The sequence below is a fragment of the Streptomyces sp. NPDC002476 genome (genome assembly GCF_042889785.1).
In the GTDB taxonomy this organism is placed as follows: Bacteria; Actinomycetota; Actinomycetes; order Streptomycetales; family Streptomycetaceae; genus Streptomyces.
Genome location: NZ_JBIARH010000047.1, coordinates 1 through 18,733, shown reverse-complemented (window position 1 = coordinate 18,733; position 18,733 = coordinate 1). Strand labels below are relative to the sequence as shown.

12 protein-coding genes and 1 pseudogene are annotated in these 18,733 nt (G+C 73.6%); 5 read left to right on the top strand and 8 right to left on the bottom strand.

What is annotated here, in order from left to right; genetic code table 11:
- Positions 1 to 54 precede the first annotated feature (54 nt).
- Positions 55 to 459 (top strand): hypothetical protein, encoded by a 405-nt coding sequence (locus ACFYXM_RS32545; RefSeq protein WP_389294845.1) that lies wholly within the window; start codon positions 55 to 57, stop codon positions 457 to 459.
- 361 nt (positions 460 to 820) lie between these two features.
- On the opposite strand, the gene ACFYXM_RS32540 is transcribed toward ACFYXM_RS32545, so the two are convergent.
- The gene (locus tag ACFYXM_RS32540; RefSeq protein WP_389294844.1) at positions 821 to 1,420 is read right to left on the bottom strand and encodes a GNAT family N-acetyltransferase; all 600 of its coding nucleotides are present in this window, start codon (positions 1,418 to 1,420) and stop codon (positions 821 to 823) included.
- Between the two features lie 70 nt (positions 1,421 to 1,490).
- Entirely contained in the window at positions 1,491 to 1,892 is a 402-nt protein-coding gene (locus ACFYXM_RS32535; RefSeq protein WP_389294842.1) for a hypothetical protein, read from the bottom strand.
- Between the two features lie 584 nt (positions 1,893 to 2,476).
- On the opposite strand from ACFYXM_RS32535, the gene ACFYXM_RS32530 reads away from it, so the two are divergent.
- From ACFYXM_RS32530 to ACFYXM_RS32515, 4 genes and pseudogenes are all read left to right on the top strand, one after another.
- Positions 2,477 to 6,208 (top strand): DEAD/DEAH box helicase, encoded by a 3,732-nt coding sequence (locus ACFYXM_RS32530; RefSeq protein WP_389294841.1) that lies wholly within the window; start codon positions 2,477 to 2,479, stop codon positions 6,206 to 6,208.
- Positions 6,205 to 7,548, top strand: a complete 1,344-nt coding sequence (locus tag ACFYXM_RS32525; RefSeq protein WP_389294840.1) for a hypothetical protein — start codon at positions 6,205 to 6,207, stop codon at positions 7,546 to 7,548. The genes ACFYXM_RS32530 and ACFYXM_RS32525 overlap by 4 nt, the downstream gene beginning before the upstream one ends.
- Positions 7,549 to 7,572: 24 nt before the next feature.
- A pseudogene (locus tag ACFYXM_RS32520) lies at positions 7,573 to 7,743 on the top strand (SDR family oxidoreductase); the annotation flags it as partial.
- Between the two features lie 79 nt (positions 7,744 to 7,822).
- Positions 7,823 to 8,908: a branched-chain amino acid aminotransferase gene (locus ACFYXM_RS32515; protein WP_389294839.1), complete on the top strand. Its 1,086-nt coding sequence runs from the start codon at positions 7,823 to 7,825 to the stop codon at positions 8,906 to 8,908.
- Between the two features lie 43 nt (positions 8,909 to 8,951).
- Here the strand turns inward: ACFYXM_RS32515 and ACFYXM_RS32510 are convergent, their stop codons facing one another.
- The 6 genes from ACFYXM_RS32510 to ACFYXM_RS32485 all read right to left on the bottom strand — a co-directional run.
- Positions 8,952 to 9,722 (bottom strand): thioesterase II family protein, encoded by a 771-nt coding sequence (locus ACFYXM_RS32510; RefSeq protein WP_389294837.1) that lies wholly within the window; start codon positions 9,720 to 9,722, stop codon positions 8,952 to 8,954.
- A 177-nt stretch (positions 9,723 to 9,899) separates the two neighbouring features.
- Positions 9,900 to 10,544 (bottom strand): response regulator transcription factor, encoded by a 645-nt coding sequence (locus ACFYXM_RS32505; RefSeq protein ID WP_073788021.1) that lies wholly within the window; start codon positions 10,542 to 10,544, stop codon positions 9,900 to 9,902.
- Positions 10,508 to 11,782, bottom strand: a complete 1,275-nt coding sequence (locus tag ACFYXM_RS32500; protein WP_389294835.1) for a sensor domain-containing protein — start codon at positions 11,780 to 11,782, stop codon at positions 10,508 to 10,510. The genes ACFYXM_RS32505 and ACFYXM_RS32500 overlap by 37 nt, the downstream gene beginning before the upstream one ends.
- A 113-nt stretch (positions 11,783 to 11,895) precedes the next feature.
- Complete coding sequence (locus ACFYXM_RS32495; protein WP_389294833.1) at positions 11,896 to 14,406, bottom strand: FtsX-like permease family protein; 2,511 nt, start codon at positions 14,404 to 14,406, stop codon at positions 11,896 to 11,898.
- The gene (locus ACFYXM_RS32490) at positions 14,406 to 15,209 is read right to left on the bottom strand and encodes an ABC transporter ATP-binding protein (protein ID WP_389294831.1); all 804 of its coding nucleotides are present in this window, start codon (positions 15,207 to 15,209) and stop codon (positions 14,406 to 14,408) included. Before ACFYXM_RS32490 ends, ACFYXM_RS32495 begins: the two co-directional genes overlap by 1 nt.
- Positions 15,210 to 16,057: 848 nt before the next feature.
- Positions 16,058 to 18,733, bottom strand: a 2,676-nt coding sequence (locus tag ACFYXM_RS32485; RefSeq protein WP_389294829.1) for an alpha/beta fold hydrolase, incomplete at its 5' end; no start/stop codon positions are given.

Below are 18,733 nucleotides of genomic sequence, written 5' to 3'. Positions count from 1 at the left end.
GCTGTCGTCGCGCGCCCGCCAGGGATTACGGGACAGCCCTAAGAGAGGCATCGTATGAAACTCATCGTCCGGACCGGGCTCGCCGCGGTGGTGGCGGCCGGATTCGTCGCGGCGGCCGTCGCCCCCGCCTCCGCCGCCTTCGGCCCCGGGAGGGCCCACGCGGTGGCCGGTGCGCACGCCGTCTCGGCCAATCCGAAGGCGATCAAGCCGGCCGCGTACAACCAGGCGCGGAGCATCCTGGCCAACGCCGGGAGCCAGACAGCGGCCAAGTCGCATCCCGTGCACGGGAAGGACGATGTGCCGGTCGGTTACGGAACCAGCCTGCTGGCCGCGGCGCGCGACGAGTTCCGACAGTCCGACCGGAACCTCCCGGCAAACCAAAAGAAGTCGGGCATGTCGACTGCGCACTACAACGCGATTCACAGCGCGGCGAAGGCGATGGGTGTCGACAGGTGGTGACGCGGTAGACCCGCTGCTCGCGGGCGCGACCGGTCGGACACGCGAATTCGGGACGTACGGAGAATGCGACGAAGCCCTTCCCCCGCAGGGGAAGGGCTTCGTGAGCGAGCGCTGGGCAGGCCTTGCACCTGCATCTCCCCGCAGGAAGCGGGGCGTCTTTCCTTGGACCACCAACGCATCGTCAGTCGCCGTGAGTTGCTGCGGACTGACAAGATCAACTATAGCGCATGCGAGGCGTCGACCGGGACCGGCCCGCGTACGAGCGGCCCACCGCGGCCCGTTCCCACCCGAGGATCTCGATGGGGTGCGGGAGGCAACGGGGTGGGCGTCGGCGGAGCCGGACCGCGCTCGGCTCCGCCGGTCAGGCGCCGGGCTCGCGGGTCATGGCCCAGGTGTGCGGGCCGCCGTCCGGCAGGGCGTAGTCGGCGGTCACCTCGAAGCCGAGGCCCTGGTAGAACCGCACGTTGCGCTCGTCGGAGGTCTCCAGGAAGGCGGGGACGCCCGCTCGTTCGGCGGCCTCCACCCCGGGAAGGACCACCGCGCGGCCCAGGCCCCGGCCCTGTCGGCCGGGGTCGACGCCGATGGTGGCGAGGAACCAGGTGGGCACGGTCGGCCGGTGCGGGCGCATGGTCTCCTCCGCGCGGGCCGCGAACGGCGCGCGGTCGCCCGCGAGTCGGTCCAGCTCCGGGCCGATCTCGGCGAAGACCGCGGCGGCGTCCGTCGCCGGGGTCGTCCAGGCCGCGACGGCGGCACAGTCGTCGCTCACCCATGTCCTGCCGTGCTCCAGGCCGATCCGGGAGACGAAGAGGTGGTTGAACCGCTCCAGCCGCGCGGCATGGTCGTCGGCGGCGATGGTGTGGCGGGTGAGGGGGTAGTGGAGGAAGGCGCGGCCCAGGGTGCGGACGGCCCGTGGCAGATCCTCGCGCGTGGCGGCGCGGACAACGGGTGCTTGCTCGGTCATGTGTCGGTACCAGTCCAGTCGTTGTACGGGATGGCGGCGGCCCGGGCAGGGTGCTCGACCTGCCCCTCCCTCAGATCCTGAGAACCCGTGCCGGGAACCGGAAGGCCGGTTCGGTCTCTGCGACGGTCACGTGCACGGAACGCAGCGACTCGATGTGCCGGGCGCCGAACCGCAGCGATTCCACGAGAGTCGTGGGCTCACCGGCGGTCAGCGGGCCCGTCAGGGCGTCCACGAGCGGTGTGGTGCCCGTGGACGTCTCCGCCGTGATCCGGACGGGCGCCGCGGTGTGGTCGCGGGCGGGGACGAAGTCGATCCGGAGCACGACGGGTTCGCCGGGCCAGATCTCCAGCGGGGCGACTCCGGTACTGCCCGTGGCCCGGGCCCGCCGGAAACGTCCCTCGGAACCGAGGTCCTCGACACCCGCCAGCACCGGTGGTTCGCCCGTCCCGGGCGGCTCCTCGCTCATGCTCATGCCCCGTCAACGAAGCGCTTCGCCACACCGTTCCCGCACGGCCGCCGTCCGCGGGCCCGCTTGACGGGCCGACCCGTCAAGCGGGCCGGGGCACGCGAGGTGATGCCAGGTCCGATACCCGCCAGCGGCGGCCGTCTGGAGGGGGCGTTCGACAACGCCGGATCGTCGCAAGGGCCCTCTACCGCCGCACGCCCGGGATCAGCCTTCCCGGCGCCGCCCCGGTCGGTGCCGTCCTGCCCGCCGGGGCCGACTGGGTCGCCGCTCACGCCTTCGCCCCGGTCCAACTCCCCACCGGTGCCGCCACCGTGAGCGCCGGAGGCGGGTACCTGCTCTGGCTGCTCCTCGGCCGCCTACGCAACGGCCGGACGGAGTGAGGGTGAGGGAACTGTCGTTCGAATAGTAGCCCGGAAGGGTGAGTTGCGCGGGTGTGCGGTCGACAACCGCCTCTGACATCCGCCCGCCAGTGCCCGTTTTGAGGTTGATCGCCATGGATGGGCTGATCTGTACTGTTGTGCGGCCCGACGAGGGAGCGGGCCACAATGGCGGGCGGTTCCGACGGCATCCGGGTCCCTGGGGAGTGCTTCTTGTCCATCGAGCGTCCGCGGCGCGTCGGCGCGCCTGCCGCCCTCAGCGACCGCCCTGCCACACCCGGCATTCCGTCGGCCCGCGCCGACGACGGTTCTCGCGGGTCCGCGGAGGCGCCGGGGCCGGAGACGTCGAGCGGGTCCGCGGAGGCATCGGGGCCGGAGACGTCGAGCGGGTCCCTGGGTGTGCCGGGGCCGGAGACGTTGGACGCGGATGCCTTCCACCGTGCTCTTCGTGGGGCCTTCGCCGCCGACGCGCCTCGTGGCACGGTCGCCCGGGTCGCGGCGGAGGCCGTACGGCGGCTCGGGGAAGAGCCCCTCCATGTTCCCGATCTGCGGCTGCTGTTACTCGATGCCCCGGCCACGGAGCTGTGGGCGCGGGCCCGTCGGGCGGCGCTCGGCGCGATCGCCTCCGATCCCGCCCTCGCGCCCCGCGTCGTCTCCCTGCACGCCCAACTGCTGCGTCTGCCCTCGGCGACGGTCCGGGAAGGGCACGAACCCGGGAACGAGCCGGCCTTCGTAGCGCGGGCGGCGTTCGCGTCCGACGGGCACGAGGTCACCGGAAGCGTCCAGCGGGCCCACACGCGCAAGGCCGCCCGTCAGCGGGCCATGGCGGGCCTCGTCGCCGCGCTCGCCGGGATGGAGGATCCCTTCGCCGGGCACACCGGGGCGTGGCCCGGACCGATCGACGCGGTGCCGCCCCCGGCGCGGGCGCCGGGGCGCGCCCCCGCACCGCGGGTTCCACCCGCGCCACCGGTCCCACCCGCGTCACCGGTTCCGGCCGGGCCGCCGGTCCCGCCCGCGTCCGCCCAGGAACCCCCGCGGGCCCTCGCGGCGAGCGCGTCCGAACTCTTCGGCGCACGCGCCTTCGTCGACCGGCTCCTCGCCGGGGGCGCGGCCTTCACCCTGCTGTCCTCCACACATCCGGCGCGCACCGCGTGGATGGCCTTCCGGCCCGACGGCTCACCGCTCGCCGAGGCCGAGGCCCCCGCGGCGCCGTTGCGGGCGGTCACCCGCGAGCTCGTCCTGGCCGGCCCGGGCGGCATCATGCCGCGCCGCGCCACCGTGACCGGGATCGCCGTCCCGCTCGGCCTCGCCCTGCCGGCCCTGCTGGCATCCCGGGACGGGGAGCATCCGTCGGTGACCGGATGGCGGCACGCCGTCCGGCTGGGCCTGGAATGCGTGGCGCGGCGACGCGTCCACCCCGCCCTGACCGCCGACGGCCAGGACTGCTGGCGCGTCGGGCCGGTCACCGACGTGCTGCGCCGGGCCGCGGCCCAAGTCGCCGTGCGGCTGGCCCCCGAGGGCCACTGCCTCCTCGCCGGTTCGACGCCCGCCCGCGTGCCCGCGCCCGAAGCGGCGGTGTGGGCCCTCCTGGACGCCGTCGCCGACAGCATGCTCCGTACCCCGGGCGCCTCCGTGCTCCTCGGGGCCGGCCCCTACTGCGGGCCCCCCGAGCAGCAGGCCGGGCCGTTGCCGGAGTTGTGGAAGTGGGCCGACGCGATCGAGGACACCGTCGACCCCCGCCCCGTCCCCGGTCTGGTGCTGCGCGTCAAGCAGCCCGACGCGACCGGGGAGGCACCCTCGGTGCCCGTCACCCTGCACCTCGGCGCCCCGGACGGGCGGGAGACCGTGTCGGCGATCGGCGTCTGGGACGGGCACGCGCCGCATCCGGACCTCACGCCCGCGCTCCTGCCCGGCGTGCGCCGGGTCCTGCGCCGAGCCGCCCGCGTCTTCCCTCCCCTCGCCGACCTGGCCGTGCAGGAGCGACCCAACGGGACCACCCTGTCCGCGCACGACCTGGTCCGGCTCCGTCTCCACGCGGCCGGCCCGCTCTCCGGTCTCGGCGTCGCCGTCCAGTGGCCCGCCTTCCTCGTCGGAACCCTCACCTCCACCGCCGTCGTCGGCGGCCACGACGAGAGCGCGCCGACCGCGGGCAGTGGCGGCTGTCTGACCCTGGAGAGGCTGGTGGACTGCCGCTGGCACATCGACCTCGACGGCGAGCCGCTGACCGACGAGGAGATGACCGCCCTGGCCGAGGCCGTACGGCCGCTGATCCGGCTGCGCGGCCGCTGGCTGCTCGTCGACCCCGACACCGCCCGCCGCGCCCGCGACCGCGCTCTGGCGCCGCTGCCGTCGCTGGACGCCCTCGCCGCCGCCCTGTCCGGTGCGCTCGCCGTCGACGGCGAGATGCTCCGGGTACGGCCCGCCGGAACCCTCGCCGCCCTGGTCGAGAAGCTGCGCCGGGCCCCCTCGGACCCGCGGCCCGTCCCGCCGCCGTCCGGGCTGAAGGCCACCCTGCGCCATTACCAGCAACGGGCCCTGACCTGGCTGGCCCACACCACGGGCATGGGCTTCGGCGCACTGCTGGCCGACGACATGGGTCTGGGCAAGACACTGACCACCATCGCCCTGTACCTCCACCGCGCCGAGACCGTCCCGGACGCCGGGCCGACCCTGGTGGTGTGTCCCGCCTCCCTCATGACCAACTGGCAGCGGGAGATCGACCGTTTCGCCCCGGGCACGACCGTCGTGCGCTACCACGGCACCGGACGCGCCCTCGATGCCGAGGCCCTCGACCACCGTTGCGTCGTCGTCACCACCTACGGCACGCTGCGCCGCGACACCCTCGCGCTCGCCGCCCTCCACTGGGGGCTCGTCGTCGCCGACGAGGCCCAGCACGCCAAGAGCCCCGCCTCGGCGACCGCCGTCGCGCTGCGCGAACTGCCCGCCCGGGCCCGGCTCGCCGTCACCGGTACTCCGGTCGAGAACAACCTCACGGAGCTGTGGGCCGTCCTCGACTGGACCAACCCCGGCCTCTTCGGCTCCCAGACCGCCTTCCGCGCCCGCTACGCCACCGTGGAGAAGGACGTCGGGTCACCGGCCGCCGCGCAACTCGCCCGTCTGATCGGCCCGTTCATGATGCGCCGACACAAGTCGGACCCCGGCATCGCCCCCGAACTGCCCGGCAAGGTCCACCACACCCGGGTCGTGTCCCTGACGGACGAGCAGACCGGCCTGTACGAGGCGACCGTCCGCGACACCATGGACGCGATCGCCCGCAGCACGGGCATCGCCCGCCGCGGCCTGGTCCTGGGGCTCCTCCAGGCCCTGCGGCAGATCTGCGACGCCCCCGCGCTCTACCTCAAGGAACCTCTCGACGACGGCGCCGACGGCCCGGCCGGCTCCGTACGGCGGTCGGGCAAACTGGCCGCGCTGGACGAGCTGCTGTCCACTCTCGCCGGCCGCGGCGAGGCCGCTCTGATCTTCACCGGCTACGTGGGGATGGGCCGCATCCTCGAACGCCACCTGCGCGCCCGCGGCCACCGCTCCGTCTACTTCCTCCACGGGCAGACGCCGCCCGCCCGCCGCCAGGACCTGGTCGACCGCTTCCAGCACGACCCCGACCCGGCCCCGCTGTTCGTCCTGTCGGTCAAGGCCGCGGGCACCGGGCTCAACCTCACCCGCGCCGAGCACGTCGTCCACTACGACCGCCCCTGGAACCCCGCCGTCGAGGACCAGGCCACCGACCGCGCGCACCGCATCGGCCAACGCCGTACCGTCCAGGTCCACCACCTGATCACCGAGGGCACGGTCGAGGACCACATCGCCGAACTCCTCGCCCGTAAACGCGCCCTGACCGAGGCGGTCCTCACCTCCGGCGAGAGCGCCCTCGCCGATCTCGACGACACCGAACTCGCCGCCCTCGTCACCCTCCAGGGAACCCGATGACCACCTCCGCCGGCCCCCGCAGCACGGAGCCCCTCGTCACGGTCTGGAAGCGGCACTTCCATCTGGCCACCGACGGCTCCGCCTCCCACGCGAAGGGCCTCGCCCTGCACCGCAACGGCGCCGTCGGCCAGATCCACGCCGCCCCCGGACGGTTCTCGGCGGCCGTCACCGTGAAGAAGGCCGCTCTCAAGGCCGCCCTTTCCTTCCCCGAACTCACCGAGGAGCAGGGGCAGGCGCTGACCGCCCGGCTCGTCGACGTTCCCGCCGCGGTCGCCGACCTCCTGGCCGGACGCCTGTCCGCAGCGATCGCGGACCTGTTGGCCGAACGCGTACCGGTCACGGCCGACGCTCCCGCCGGGGGCGGGGACGGGGCCACGGGCTCCCGCGTCGACGGGGTCTGCGTCGTCCCGGGAGCAGACGAGATCCGCTTCTCGTGCACCTGCCCGCCCGGGCGTTCCGGCCGCGTGTGCGACCACAGTGCGGCCGTCGGCCACGCCGTGGCCGAACGCCTCGCCGGGGGCGCCTCCTTGCTGCTCACCGCCCGGGGCATGCGTACCCGGGATCTCGCCGCGCTCCTCCGTGCTCGCGTGACCGACACCGTTCCCGGCGCGCTGCCCGCCGACGCGAACGGAACCGTCCGCGCGGACCAGGCCTACTCGCTCTGGACGCACCGCCCGCGGCGGAGGCCCGGGGCGGAGGACAGGAACGAGGCCGGGGCCGGGGTCTGCGCGGAGACCGGGGCCGGGCGGAGGGCCGGGGACGGTCCGGACTCCGTCGACCCGATCACCGACGCCCTCGACGACCCGCCCGCGCCTTGCCCCCCGGCGCGGGAACTGGCGTGGATGACCGAGGACGCCGCCGACCGCGCCCGCGCCCTGCTGGCCGGGGCCGGGGCGGCGGGTCGGCCGCACGACGAACTCGCCGACGTGGTAAGGGTCCTGGCCACGCCCGACGGTGTGCACCGGATCCCGGACGCCGTCCGTGCCACCGGCCACGACGAGGCCGCGCTGCGCGCGTCGATGATCGGATACCGGCACGGCGGCCCGGCCGGGGCCCATGCCGCCCTGGCCCCGGCCCCGGTCCCGGACGCCGTCCTGGAACGGGCCCGGGACGCCGTCCGCACGTCCCGGGCGCTGTCCCTCGGCGGTATCGATGTCGTCGACGGCGCCCTCACCGACACCACCGCCGGTGTCCAGCTCCGCCCGGGACCGGACGGCCGCTGGTTCCCCCTCACCTCGTTCGGCGGGGAGTGGCGGCCGGCCGCCGGATGTTCCGCCGATCCGGTCGAGGCGTACCGGGCCGCCCGCCGCGCACGTACGGCGCGGCCGGCGACGCGCTGACGCGACGCCCCTCACGAGCGCTGGGCCCCGTTGGGCCAGGACCGCGCCGATCCCCGGCAGGTGGTGGGTGCGGTGCTGTTCCTGCTGTCCGGCCCGGCGCGGTGCACCACCGGTCGAGTGGTCCACGCCGACGGCGGATTGCACGCCGTCGTGGGCGGCATCGGCGAGTCTCCACGCCGGTCCTCCCGGGTGTGACGGCCATTACCATGGGGCCCGGATCCGGCGGGCGGCATCCGCACCCGCCGAAGGACCGCTCCGGCGTAAGGAATTGGCTATGAGTACTGGCTTCCCCCTGTCCCGGACGACGCGTGCCACGCCGACGGCCGAGCGCGAGAAGATCCTCGCCGCCCCGGGCTTCGGCCGTCACTTCACCGACCACATGGCCTCGGCCATGTGGACGCGGGAAGCCGGCTGGCACGATCACAAGGTGGGCCCGCTGGAGCCGTTCTCCCTGCACCCCAGCGCCGCCGTCCTGCACTACGCGCAGGAGATCTTCGAGGGGCTGAAGGCGTACCGCCACGCGGACGGCAGCGTCTGGCTGTTCCGTCCCGAGGCCAACGCCCGGCGCTTCGTCCGCTCGGCCGAGCGCCTGGTGCTGCCGGCGCTCCCGGAGGAGGACTTCCTCACGAGCGTGGAGGAGCTGGTCCGCGCGGACGAGGCGTGGGTCCCGGCGTCGTCCGGTGAGGAGAGCCTGTACCTGCGGCCGTTCATGTTCGCCTCGGAGGCGTTCCTCGGTGTGCGGCCCGCCGCCCGCGTGGTCTACTCGGTGATCGCGAGCCCGGCCGGCCCCTACTTCGCGTCCGGTGTCACGGGGGTCACCCTGTGGGTGAGCGAACGGTTCACCCGGGCGGCGGACGGCGGCACCGGCGCCGCCAAGTGCGGCGGCAACTACGCCGCGAGCCTGGCCGCGCAGACCGAGGCCGAGGAACACGGCTGCGACCAGGTCATGTACCTGGACAGCGCGGGCAACGGCCACCTGGAGGAGTCCGGGACGATGAACCTGTGCCTGGTCACCTCGGACGGGCGCCTGGTGACCCCGGAACTCGGCACGATCCTGGAGGGCGTCACCCGCGACACCGTCCTCGCCCTGGCCCCCGAGTTCGGCCTGACCCCGCAGGAGCGGTCGGTCACTCTGGACGAACTGCGCGCGGGCGCCGCCGACGGCTCCGTCACCGAGGTGTTCGCCGCGGGCACGGCGGCGGTCATCACCCCGATCACCGGCTTCAAGGGCAACGGCTACCAGTTCACCGTCGGCAACGGCACCCCGGGCAAGCGGACCATGGCCCTGCGCAAGCACGTGCTGGACATCCAGTACGGGCGTGCCGAGGACAAGCACGGCTGGCTGCGCCGGGTGCTCTGAGCCGGCACGCGCGTGGCGGCCGGGGACCGCGCCCCGGCCGTGTTCAGCCGGTGGTGGCCGCCGGGACGGCCGCGCGCTCGGTGATCAGCCGGACGATCTCCTGCTGATGCTCCGTCAGGTAGAAGTGTCCGCCCTCGAAGACACGGAACTCGAAGGCGCCCTCGGTGTGCCGGGACCAGGCCCGCGCCTCGTCGAGGGCGACCTTGGGGTCGTTGTCGCCGACCAGGCTCCACACGGGGCAGCGCAGCTTCGGTCCGGGCCGGTGGACGTAGGTCTCGGCGGCCCGGTAGTCGGCGCGGATCGCGGGCAGGGCCATGCGGATCAGCTCCGTGTCGTCGAGGATCGCCGACTCGGTCCCGCTCAGCAGCCGCATCTCCTCGACGAGTGCGTCGTCGTCGCGCAGGTGGACGGTCTCCGTGCGGGACACGGAGGGGGCGCGGCGCGCGGAGGCGAACAGGGCGTGCGGGACGATGCCGTGGTCGTGCTCCAGACGGCGCGCGATCTCGTAGCCGAGGGTGGCGCCCATGCTGTGGCCGAACAGGACCAGCGGGCGGTCCGTCCAGGCCAGGAGTACGGGGGTGACCCGGTCCGCGAGTTCCTCGATGGTGGCGACGCAGGGTTCGGCGCGCCGGTCCTGACGCCCCGGGTACTGCACGGCGAGTACGTCGGTGGAGGCGGGCAGGGCCGCCGACACCGGCCGGTAGAAGGTCGCCGAACCGCCCGCGTGCGGCAGGCACACCACCCTGACCGCCGCGTCGGGGCGGGGGTGGTAGCGGCGAATCCACAGGCGGTCCTGCTCGGCGGGCGTGGTCATGGGGTGCGGGTTCCCTTCGTGGCGGCGCGGTACCGGGGCGTGCGGGGTGTGCGGTGCCGGGGGCACGGGATACGGGGTGTGCCCCGGCAGTCTCGTCGGGGCGGGTGCGGATCTCCACCCCTACCGTCCCCAGCCCGTTGCGGCGGGACGGGGAACGGGTCCGGCGGAGTGCGGCGTTCACGCGTTGAGGTAGGCCAGGACCGCCAGGACGCGGCGGTTGCTGTCGCTCGACGGCGGGAGCATCAGTTTGGAGAAGATGCTGGAGATGTGTTTCGCCGCGGCGCCCTCGGTGACGGTGAGCCGTTGCGCGATGGCGGTGTTGGAGCATCCCTCCGCCATGAGTTCCAGTACCTGGCGTTCCCGGGCGGTGAGCGCGGACAGCGGCTCGTCGCGGGAGTGGGAGACCATCAGCTGGGCCACGACGGCGGGGTCCATGGCCGTACCGCCCGCGGCGACCCGGCGCACCGCGTCGATGAACTGTTCGTCGTCGAGGACGCTGTCCTTGAGCAGGTAGCCGATGCCGCCGGTGCCGTCGGCCAGGAGTTCGCGGGCGTACATCTGCTCGACGTGCTGGGAGAGTACGAGGATGGGCAGGCCGGGCTGTTCGCGGCGGGCGCGGAGGGCCGCCTGGAGCCCTTCGGTGGTGAAGGTGGGAGGTAATCGGACGTCCACCACGGCCACGTCGGGCCGGTGTTCGGCGAGGGCGGCTCTCAGGTCCTCCCCGTTGTCGACCGCGGCGACCACCTCGCAGTCGTACGCCTCCAGCAGTTGGATGATCCCCTGCCTCAGCAGGAAGAGGTCCTCGGCGAGGACAACGCGCACGGTAACTCCATCCTCATCACGGTCGGGCCGCCGGGGGGACTGTCGATCTCCAGCACCCCGTCAAAGGATGCCAGTCGTCGCCGGATGCCTTCCAGACCGCTCCCGGCCGAGATCGCGGCGCCGCCGCGGCCGTCGTCGGTGACGCGTCCGTGGAGGACGCCGTCGGCATATCCGAGGACCACGTCCACGTGCCGGGGCTCGGCGTGCTTGAGCGCGTTGGTGAGCAGTTCCGACACGGAGAAGTAGACGGCCGACGCCACGGGGTCGGGCGGGTCCCCCGGCAGGTCCGCCACGACCGTGACGGGCAGCGGGCTGGCCAGGCCCAGGGCGCGCACGGCGTCGGCGAGGCCCCGTTCGGCCAGGACCGGGGGGTGGATGCCGCGGACCAGGTCGCGCAGTTCGCGCAGGGCCTGGACCGAGGACTCGCGCGCCTGGCGCAGCAGCCGCCGGGCCTCCTCGGTGTCCTGGTCCAGCTTCCGGTCCACGGCGCCGAGTTCGAGACCGAGGCTGACCAGCCGGGCCTGTGCGCCGTCGTGCAGATCGCGTTCGATGCGGCGCAGTTCGGCCGCCTGGATGTCGAGCGCACCGGAGCGGGTCTCGGCCAGGTGCCGTACCCGGGAGGCCAGGCGGGCCCGCTCGGTCGGGCCCAGCAGGAAGCGGACGAAGTAGGCGTGGCCCTTGAGCAGCCAGGGGCTGAGGAGGAGCCAGCCGGTGAGCACGAGGAGCGCCGCCAGGGCCGCGGCGAGGGCGTCGGACCCGCTGTCGACGGTGATGAACGCGTACCACCGACCCACGCCGTCGGCGGCGAGGGGCCGCCACAGCCCGCAGGCCAGCACCAGTCCTTCGCCCGCGTAGTAGAGCAGTGCGGCCGGGGCGAAGCCGAGGAGCAGCCCGACGGCGGAGTTGAGGAGGAGCCAGAGCAGGTCCCGCCAGGTCGCGGGGTCGGCGAGGATCCACTTGCAGCGGCGCGTCCAGCCGACGATGTCCCGTTCGACCTCCTCCGGTTCGGGCCGGTACGGCCGTTCCACGGGGACGCCGCAGCGTGCGGCGGCCCGGCGGTTCAGGTCGCAGACCCGGCGGACCGCCGTGGTCAGGTAGGGCAGGGTGAGGAAGCCGATCCCGATGAGGCACAGGATGATGAAGTAGCTGGTGGTGAGGAACAGGACCAGCGAGATCAGGGATCCGGCGGCGATCAGCACGCCGATCAATGTGTCGAGGGCGGCGCGGCGCAGTCGCATGCGCCCATGATTCCATCCCCGGGCCACGGAGGACCGGGTGACGGGGGACGGGGCGACGGCGGAGGGGCCGTCCCCGCACGGGGGCGAGGGGGACGGCCCGGCTTCGGTACGGCTCACGCTGCCTTCACGGTCTCGACGGCGGGCGTGCGCATGCCGCGCCACGAGGGCAGCAGGGTGGCGCCGAAGACCAGCAGCAGCGATCCGCCGACGACGGCGAGGTAGATGCCGATGGATCCGGAGGGCAGGTAGGAGTCGGCCTTGACCATGCTGTACGGGACGATGGTGGTCGCGGAGGCGATCGTGCCGAGGACGGTCGCGATGACTCCGATGAGCACGCCCTCGACGGTCAGCATGCCGAGCACCTGACGACGTGTCGCTCCGGTGAGCTGCTGCAGGCCGAACTCGGCGCGGCGTTTGCGGGTGACGGCCACCAGGGTGTTGACGACGGTGATGGCGGCGTATCCGACGATCATGGCGACGATGGTGTAGTTGGCGGCGACCAGGATCTGCTGGATCTGGTTGTTGCGGCCGGCCAGTGAGGAGCCGTCGTCCAGTTCGGTGCCGGGTACGGAGGCCGCGAGCCGGGCCAGGTGGTCGTGGGCCTCGGCAAGGGCGCCGGGCGCGGTCCGGACGAGGATCTGGTGCGGGAGCCCGTCGCCGGTGTGCGGGGCGAGTGCCGACGCGGGCAGGGTGAGGTACTGCTGCTTGGGGTTGTCGGTGTAGAGCGCGACGACGGTGGGGCGTACGGCGGTGCCGTCGCCGAGGTGCATGGGCAGCCGGTCACCGACCCGTACACCGTATTCGCGGGCCTTCTTGTCGGAGAGGGCGACGGTGTCGTCCCGCAGGTCGGTCAGCGAGCCGGCGACGGGGCGCAGATCGAGACTGCGGGCCACGCCGTCGGCGGACACGCCGCGCAGGTCGACGTCCGCCGGTCCGTCGGGGGCGTCGACGAAGCCGCGGCTGGTGACGAACTCGGAGGCGGCGGCCACTCCGGGGGTGGCGCGGACGCGGTCGAGGACGTCGGGGGCGAAACCGCCGGTGGTGGAGTCGAGGACGTAGTCGGCGAGGATGTTGCGGTCGTAGGAGCGTTGCGACACGGCGTCCTCGGTGGCCTGCATGTAGAGGGTGCCGGTGGCGATGCCGATCAGCAGGACGATGGGGGCGACCGCCCCCGCCATGCGGACGTTGGCGGTGGTGGCGTTGCGCAGGGCGAGTTGGCCACAGACCCCGGTCAGGGCGCGCACCGGCAGCCACAGCAGGGCGGTCATCGCCTTGACGATGCCCGGGGCGAGCAGGGCCAGGCCGATGCAGAAGAGCACGGAGGCGGGTCCGGCGGTGCTCGCGAGGGAGGGTCCGTCCTCCATCACGGTGGCGGTGGCGACCGCGAGGCCGATGCCGTTGACGAGGAAGAACACCGCGAGCAGCAGACGGGGGACACTGAACCAGCGGCTGGCTGCGTCGTTCTCGGCCAGGGCGGCGACGGGTTCGGTGCGGGCGGCCCTGCGGCCGGCGAAGCGGGTGGCCCCGGCCGCGGCGAGCACGGTGACGACGACGCCGACGGCCATCGGCATCCAGCCCGCGTGGTAGACGATCGAGGAGGACACGACGCCGCTGGAGGTGAGTACGCCGAACAGCAGCCGGCCGAGCAACTGGCCCGGGTACAGGGCGAGCAGCACCGAGCCCGCGGACAGTACGGCCGTCTCGCACAGGATCATGCGGCGCAGCTGGCGCGGGCTGGAACCGACGGCACGCAGCAGGGCCATCTCGCGGGAGCGCTGCTGGAGCGAGAGCCCGAGGGTGGAGGCGACGCCGAACATCACGATCAGCACGACGGAGGAGCCGAAGATGGCCGCGAGGATCACGACGGTGCGTCGGCTGGAGAGGGTGCCGGGCAGTTCGGCCAGGCCGCGCCGCTCGCCGGTGAGGACCTCGGCCCGGTCGCCGACGGCCGACCGTACGGCGGCCGCGACGGCGGACGTGGGGGCTCCCGTCTCGGGCAGCACACCGATGGAGTCGATGCGTCCGCCTGCCAGGGCGCGGGCCTCGTCGTCGCTGAAGAACACGGCGGCGTCGGGATTGTGGTCGCCGCGCTGCGCGGCGGTGCCGCTGACCCGGTAGCGCCGGGTCTCGCCGCGGACGACGACATCGACGAAGGAGCCGGGGCGGGCGCCGGCGCGTTCGGCGAGCCGGGTGTCGAGGGCGACCTCGCCGCCGGTGACGGGGGAGGCACCGGCGGCGAGGGTATAGGGGGTGAGGCGGGCGCCGGCCCAGCCGTGGCCGTAGGAGGCGTCCTCACCGGTCAGGGGCTTGCCGTCCTTGAGGACGGTGGCGGGGAACGACACGTCGGCGACGGCCTCGCGGACGCCCTGGGCGCGGGCGACCTCGTCGACCAGGCCCGGGTCGATGCGGTGACGTTCCGTCAGGGCATTGGAGTCGTAGGTCTGTTCACCGGTGACCACGACCGGGGCGCCGGTGAGGCGCTGCGGGTCGGCGGCCATCCGCACGCCGGTCTCCATCAGGCCGCCGCAGCCGATGACGATCGCGGCGCCGAGGAACATGGCGAGGAAGGTGGCGACGAAGCTCGTCCGCCGGAACTTCAGGGTGCGCAGGGCGAGCCGCCACATCAGTACAGTCCTCCGGTGGTGAGCGGCGTGGGCTGCTCGCGGGTCTCGTCCTCCCAGGCGCCGAGCCGGGTCATCCGGGCCGCGACCGCGTCGGCCGTGGGCCGGTGCAGTTCGCCCGCGAGGCTGCCGTCCGCGAGGAAGACGACGCGGTCGGCGTACGAGGCGGCCACCGGGTCGTGGGTGACCATGACCAGGGTCTGGCCCGCCGTGTCGACGGATTCGCGCAGCAGGGCGAGGACGGCGGCGGCGGTGCGGGTGTCGAGCGCCCCGGTGGGTTCGTCGGCGAAGACGACGGCGGGGCGGGTGACGAGGGCGCGGGCGATGGCGACGCGCTGCTGCTGACCGCCGGACAGCTGGGACGGCAGGTGGCCGAGGCGTTCGCCCAGACCGACGCGCTGCACCACGGAATGGATGAGGGCCTTGTCGGGCCGCCGTCCGGCGAGTTGCAGCGGCAGCATGATGTTCTGCATCACGGTCAGGGCGGGCAGCAGGTTGAACGACTGGAAGATGAAGCCGATGCGGTCGCGGCGGAGTTCGGTCAGCCGGGTGTCGTCGAGGCCGTCAAGGCCGTCGCCGCCGACGGTGACGGTGCCGGACGTGGGCCGGACGAGCCCCGCGGCGCAGTGCAGGAAGGTGCTCTTGCCGGAACCGGAGGGTCCCATCACGGCGGTGAAGGTGGCGTCGGCGAAGCTCATGGAGAGTTCCCGGAGCGCCGTCACCTGGCTGTCGGCTCGGCCGTAGATCTTCGACACGGCGTCCAGCCGTACCGCCTCTGCCCGGCGGAGGTCGTGTGTTGTGTGCACTCGGGCTCCCCAATGAGATGACGCGCCTGCCACGCGGTTTCTGCGGATCAGATTAGGCGGGGGGAAGCCGCCGCACATTGGCCTTGTCTCGCCGATTCGAGGTAGAGGTTTCTCTACCTCGATACGGCACGTAAGTGGAGTGGTCCGACGATTTCCGACCCGCTATGGAAAAGACCTTCGAATGTCGTACGGGCGTTCTGTCAAGCGGACGGAAATGCTCGTCGGCCACAGCAGGTTCCACCACCTTGTCCGGATCATTTCCCCTCTCGGAAAATGCAGGCACCGCCAGTGCCCCGGCGCATGGGAAACGGGTAACGTCGAGGCGTCCGACGAACCCTCTAGGGATGGGATTCTCTGTGTCCAGGACAGCCGGCCTCCTCACGGCCGAGAGGCAGCACCGCACGTCATGCACGGGGTCGGTGCGGTATGGGGAATGACCAGGGGCTGATCGCGAGTGTACGCCCCGACGGATACCTGGAACTGTTCTCACCGCGCACCGGAAAGCGTCACAGGTGCGGCCCGCAGGGCACGACGATGTGGCTGGCCCTGCAACGGAGCGATTGGCGGTCAGAATTGGCCGCGGAAGAAGTCGCTTTTCGATTGGGTGTGGATCCGGACAGTATTCGGTGCGATATAGATGCCTGGATGTCGCATTTTCGTGAGGCGGGTGGGTGAAGAAGCCGCGGGTGCGCGGTGAAGGGGCCGCGAGCGGGCGGGCGGAGAAGCCACGGGCGGGCGGATGAGGAAGCCGCGGGGCGCCGCGGGGCGAGAGGCCCGTGGCGCCCCGCGGCGGGTCCGGCGGCCGGGGACTCCTTCGATCCGCGGACGTTCTCCCGTCCGCCGCCGCGTCAGCGCGCCGCGGTGCCGGGCAGCCAGTTCTCCACGGCCTCGGCGGTGGATCCGGCGCGGTCCTCCAGGATCGTGAAGTGGGTGCCGGGCACCTCGGCGAGTTCGTGTGCGCCGTTCCAGACGGCCCGCCAGTCGTCGAGGCCCGGTGCGAAGGGGTCCCGGGGCCGTACGAACAGCACCGGTGCGGTGAGCGCGCCCGGCAGGCAGTACGGGATCAGGTCGCTGTAGCGGCTCATCGCGGCGAGGCGCGCGGTGCCGAAGCCGCCGACGGCCGATTCGCGGTCGAGCAGTCCGTTGAACATCTCGCGCCGGAGGTGTTCCGTGTCGCCGTCGCCCAGCAGATAGGTGTCCAGCAGGACCACGCCGGAGGCCGGGCGTCCGGCCTTTTCCATCACCTCGGCCGCCGCGTGGGCGAGCTGTCCGCCGGAGGAGTACCCGAGGAGTACGTAGGGCCGATCGTCCCCGGCGACGGCCCTGCGGATGCCCTCGGCCACCACCTCCACGACCGCGTCCACGGACCGGGGCAGCGGCTCGCCGGGCACGAAGCCGGGGACGTCCGGCACCAGGACGTCGCGCCGTCCGCGGAAGTGCCGGGCGAACCGGGCGTACTGGTGGGCGCCGCCCAGCGCCATCGGCGAGGGCAGGCAGATGAGGCGCGGCCCCGCGTCACCCGTGGCCAGGCACACCGGTTCGGCCACGTCGCCGAACTCGGCCGCCGAGGAGAAGCCGGGCAGGATGTCGGCCACGGCGTGCAGCAGCGTCAGGGCGCGTTCCCACCGGCCGTCGGCCGCCGCGCGCCGCACCAGTCCGCCGATGGTCCGGAGGTCGTCGGCGTCGGCCGGTTCCGCTCCGCCACCGCCGCCGAGGATGCGTTCGCGCAGATGCGCGGCGAGCGCGAGAGGGGTGCGGTGGTCGAACACGGCACCGGCCGGGACGTCGAGGCCGAGCGCGGCGCCGAGCGCGGCGCGCAGTTCGGCCGCCGAGACCGAGTCCAGGCCGATCTCCAGGAAGACGGCGTCGGGTTCGATGTCCTCCGGTTCCCGGTGTCCGAGGATCACGGCGGCCCGGGAGCGGACGAGATCGGTCAGCAGGGCCTCCTGCTCGGCCGGCGGGGCCTGTGCCAGGCGCTGCCGGAGGGCTTGCGTGTCGGTGGGGCCGACGGCGTCGGTGAGGTCGCCGGCGTCCGTGGGCTCGGTGGTTGCAGCTGGCTCGGTGGTGCCGGTGAGGTGGGCCGCGTCGACGGATCCGGTGGCCCGGGCGGCGTCGGCGGGGCCCTGCGGGGCCGGGCGGTCGGGGACGAGTGGTACGTCGGCGTTCAGCCAGTACCGTTCGTGCCGGAACGCGTACGTGGGCGGTTCGGCGCGAAGCGTACCGGGGAAGAGCGCGGCCCAGTCCAGGGGCAGTCCGTCAGTGTGCAGGCGGGCGAGGCCGGACAGCAGGACCTCCGGTTCGCCGCCGCGGCGCCGGCCGAGGGCGACGAAGACGCCGCCGCTCTCCCCCGCGCTCTCCCGGGCGAGGCCGGTCAGCACGGCGTCGGGGCCGAGCTCGACGTACCGGGTGACGCCCGAGGCGGCGAGGGCCGTGACGGCGTCGGCGAAGCGCACGGTGCGGAGCACGTGCCGCACCCAGTGCTCCGGGTCGCACAGCTGCTCCCCGGTGGCGGGGCGCCCGGTGAGGGCCGAGACCACCTCGACGCGCGGCTCGCGGAAGGCCAGGCGTCCGGCGACCGCGCGGAAGTCGTCGAGCATGCCGTCCATCAGGGGCGAGTGGAAGGCGTGCGAAACACTGAGCCGCTTGGTCCTCGGGAACGTCGCGGCGGCGGCGAGCACCGCGTCGCGTTCCCCGGACAGCACCACCGACTCCGGTCCGTTGACCGCCGCGAGCCCCACCCGGTCGTCCAGCAGCGGCAGCACCTCGTGCTCGCCCGCCTGTACGGCGACCATCGCGCCGCCCTCGGGAAGCGCCTGCATGAGCCGGCCGCGGGCACCGACCAGGGCGCACGCGTCGGCCAGGTCCAGCACCCCGGCGACATGGGCGGCGGCGATCTCGCCGACGGAGTGCCCGGCCAGCGCGTCGGGCCTGACGCCGAACGACTCCAGCAGCCGGAACAGGGCGACCTCGTAGGCGAACAGGGCGGTCTGCGCGTACTGGGTGCGGTGCACCGCCTCCGGGTCGTCGCCGCCCAGTACGCCCACCAGGTCCAGTCCGAGGAGGGCGTCGATCTCGTCGAAGGCGGCGGCGAACACCGGGTAGTGGGCACGCAGTTCGAGACCCATGCCGGGGCGCTGGGCACCCTGCCCGGTGAACAGGAAAGCGGTGCGTCCGCCGGTTCGGGCCCGTCCGGTGACCACGCCGGGCGAGGGGCGGCCGGTGGCGAGGTCCTGGAGGCCGGCCAGGAGCCGGTCCCGGTCGGTGCCGGTGACGGCGGCCCGGTGGCCGAGCGCGGCGCGGCGGGTGCCCAGGGCGCGTGCGACGGCGGACGGCGGCAGCTCGGGACGATCCATGAGGAAGGCGTGCAGCCGTTCGGCCTGCCCGGGAAGGGCGCGCGCGGAACGGGCGGACAGCGGCAACACCACGGCGGGGGCGTGGGGTTCGGTCCCGTCGTGCACGGGGATGTCCTCGTCCGGGGCCTCCTCCAGGATCACATGCGCGTTCGTGCCGCTGATCCCGAACGA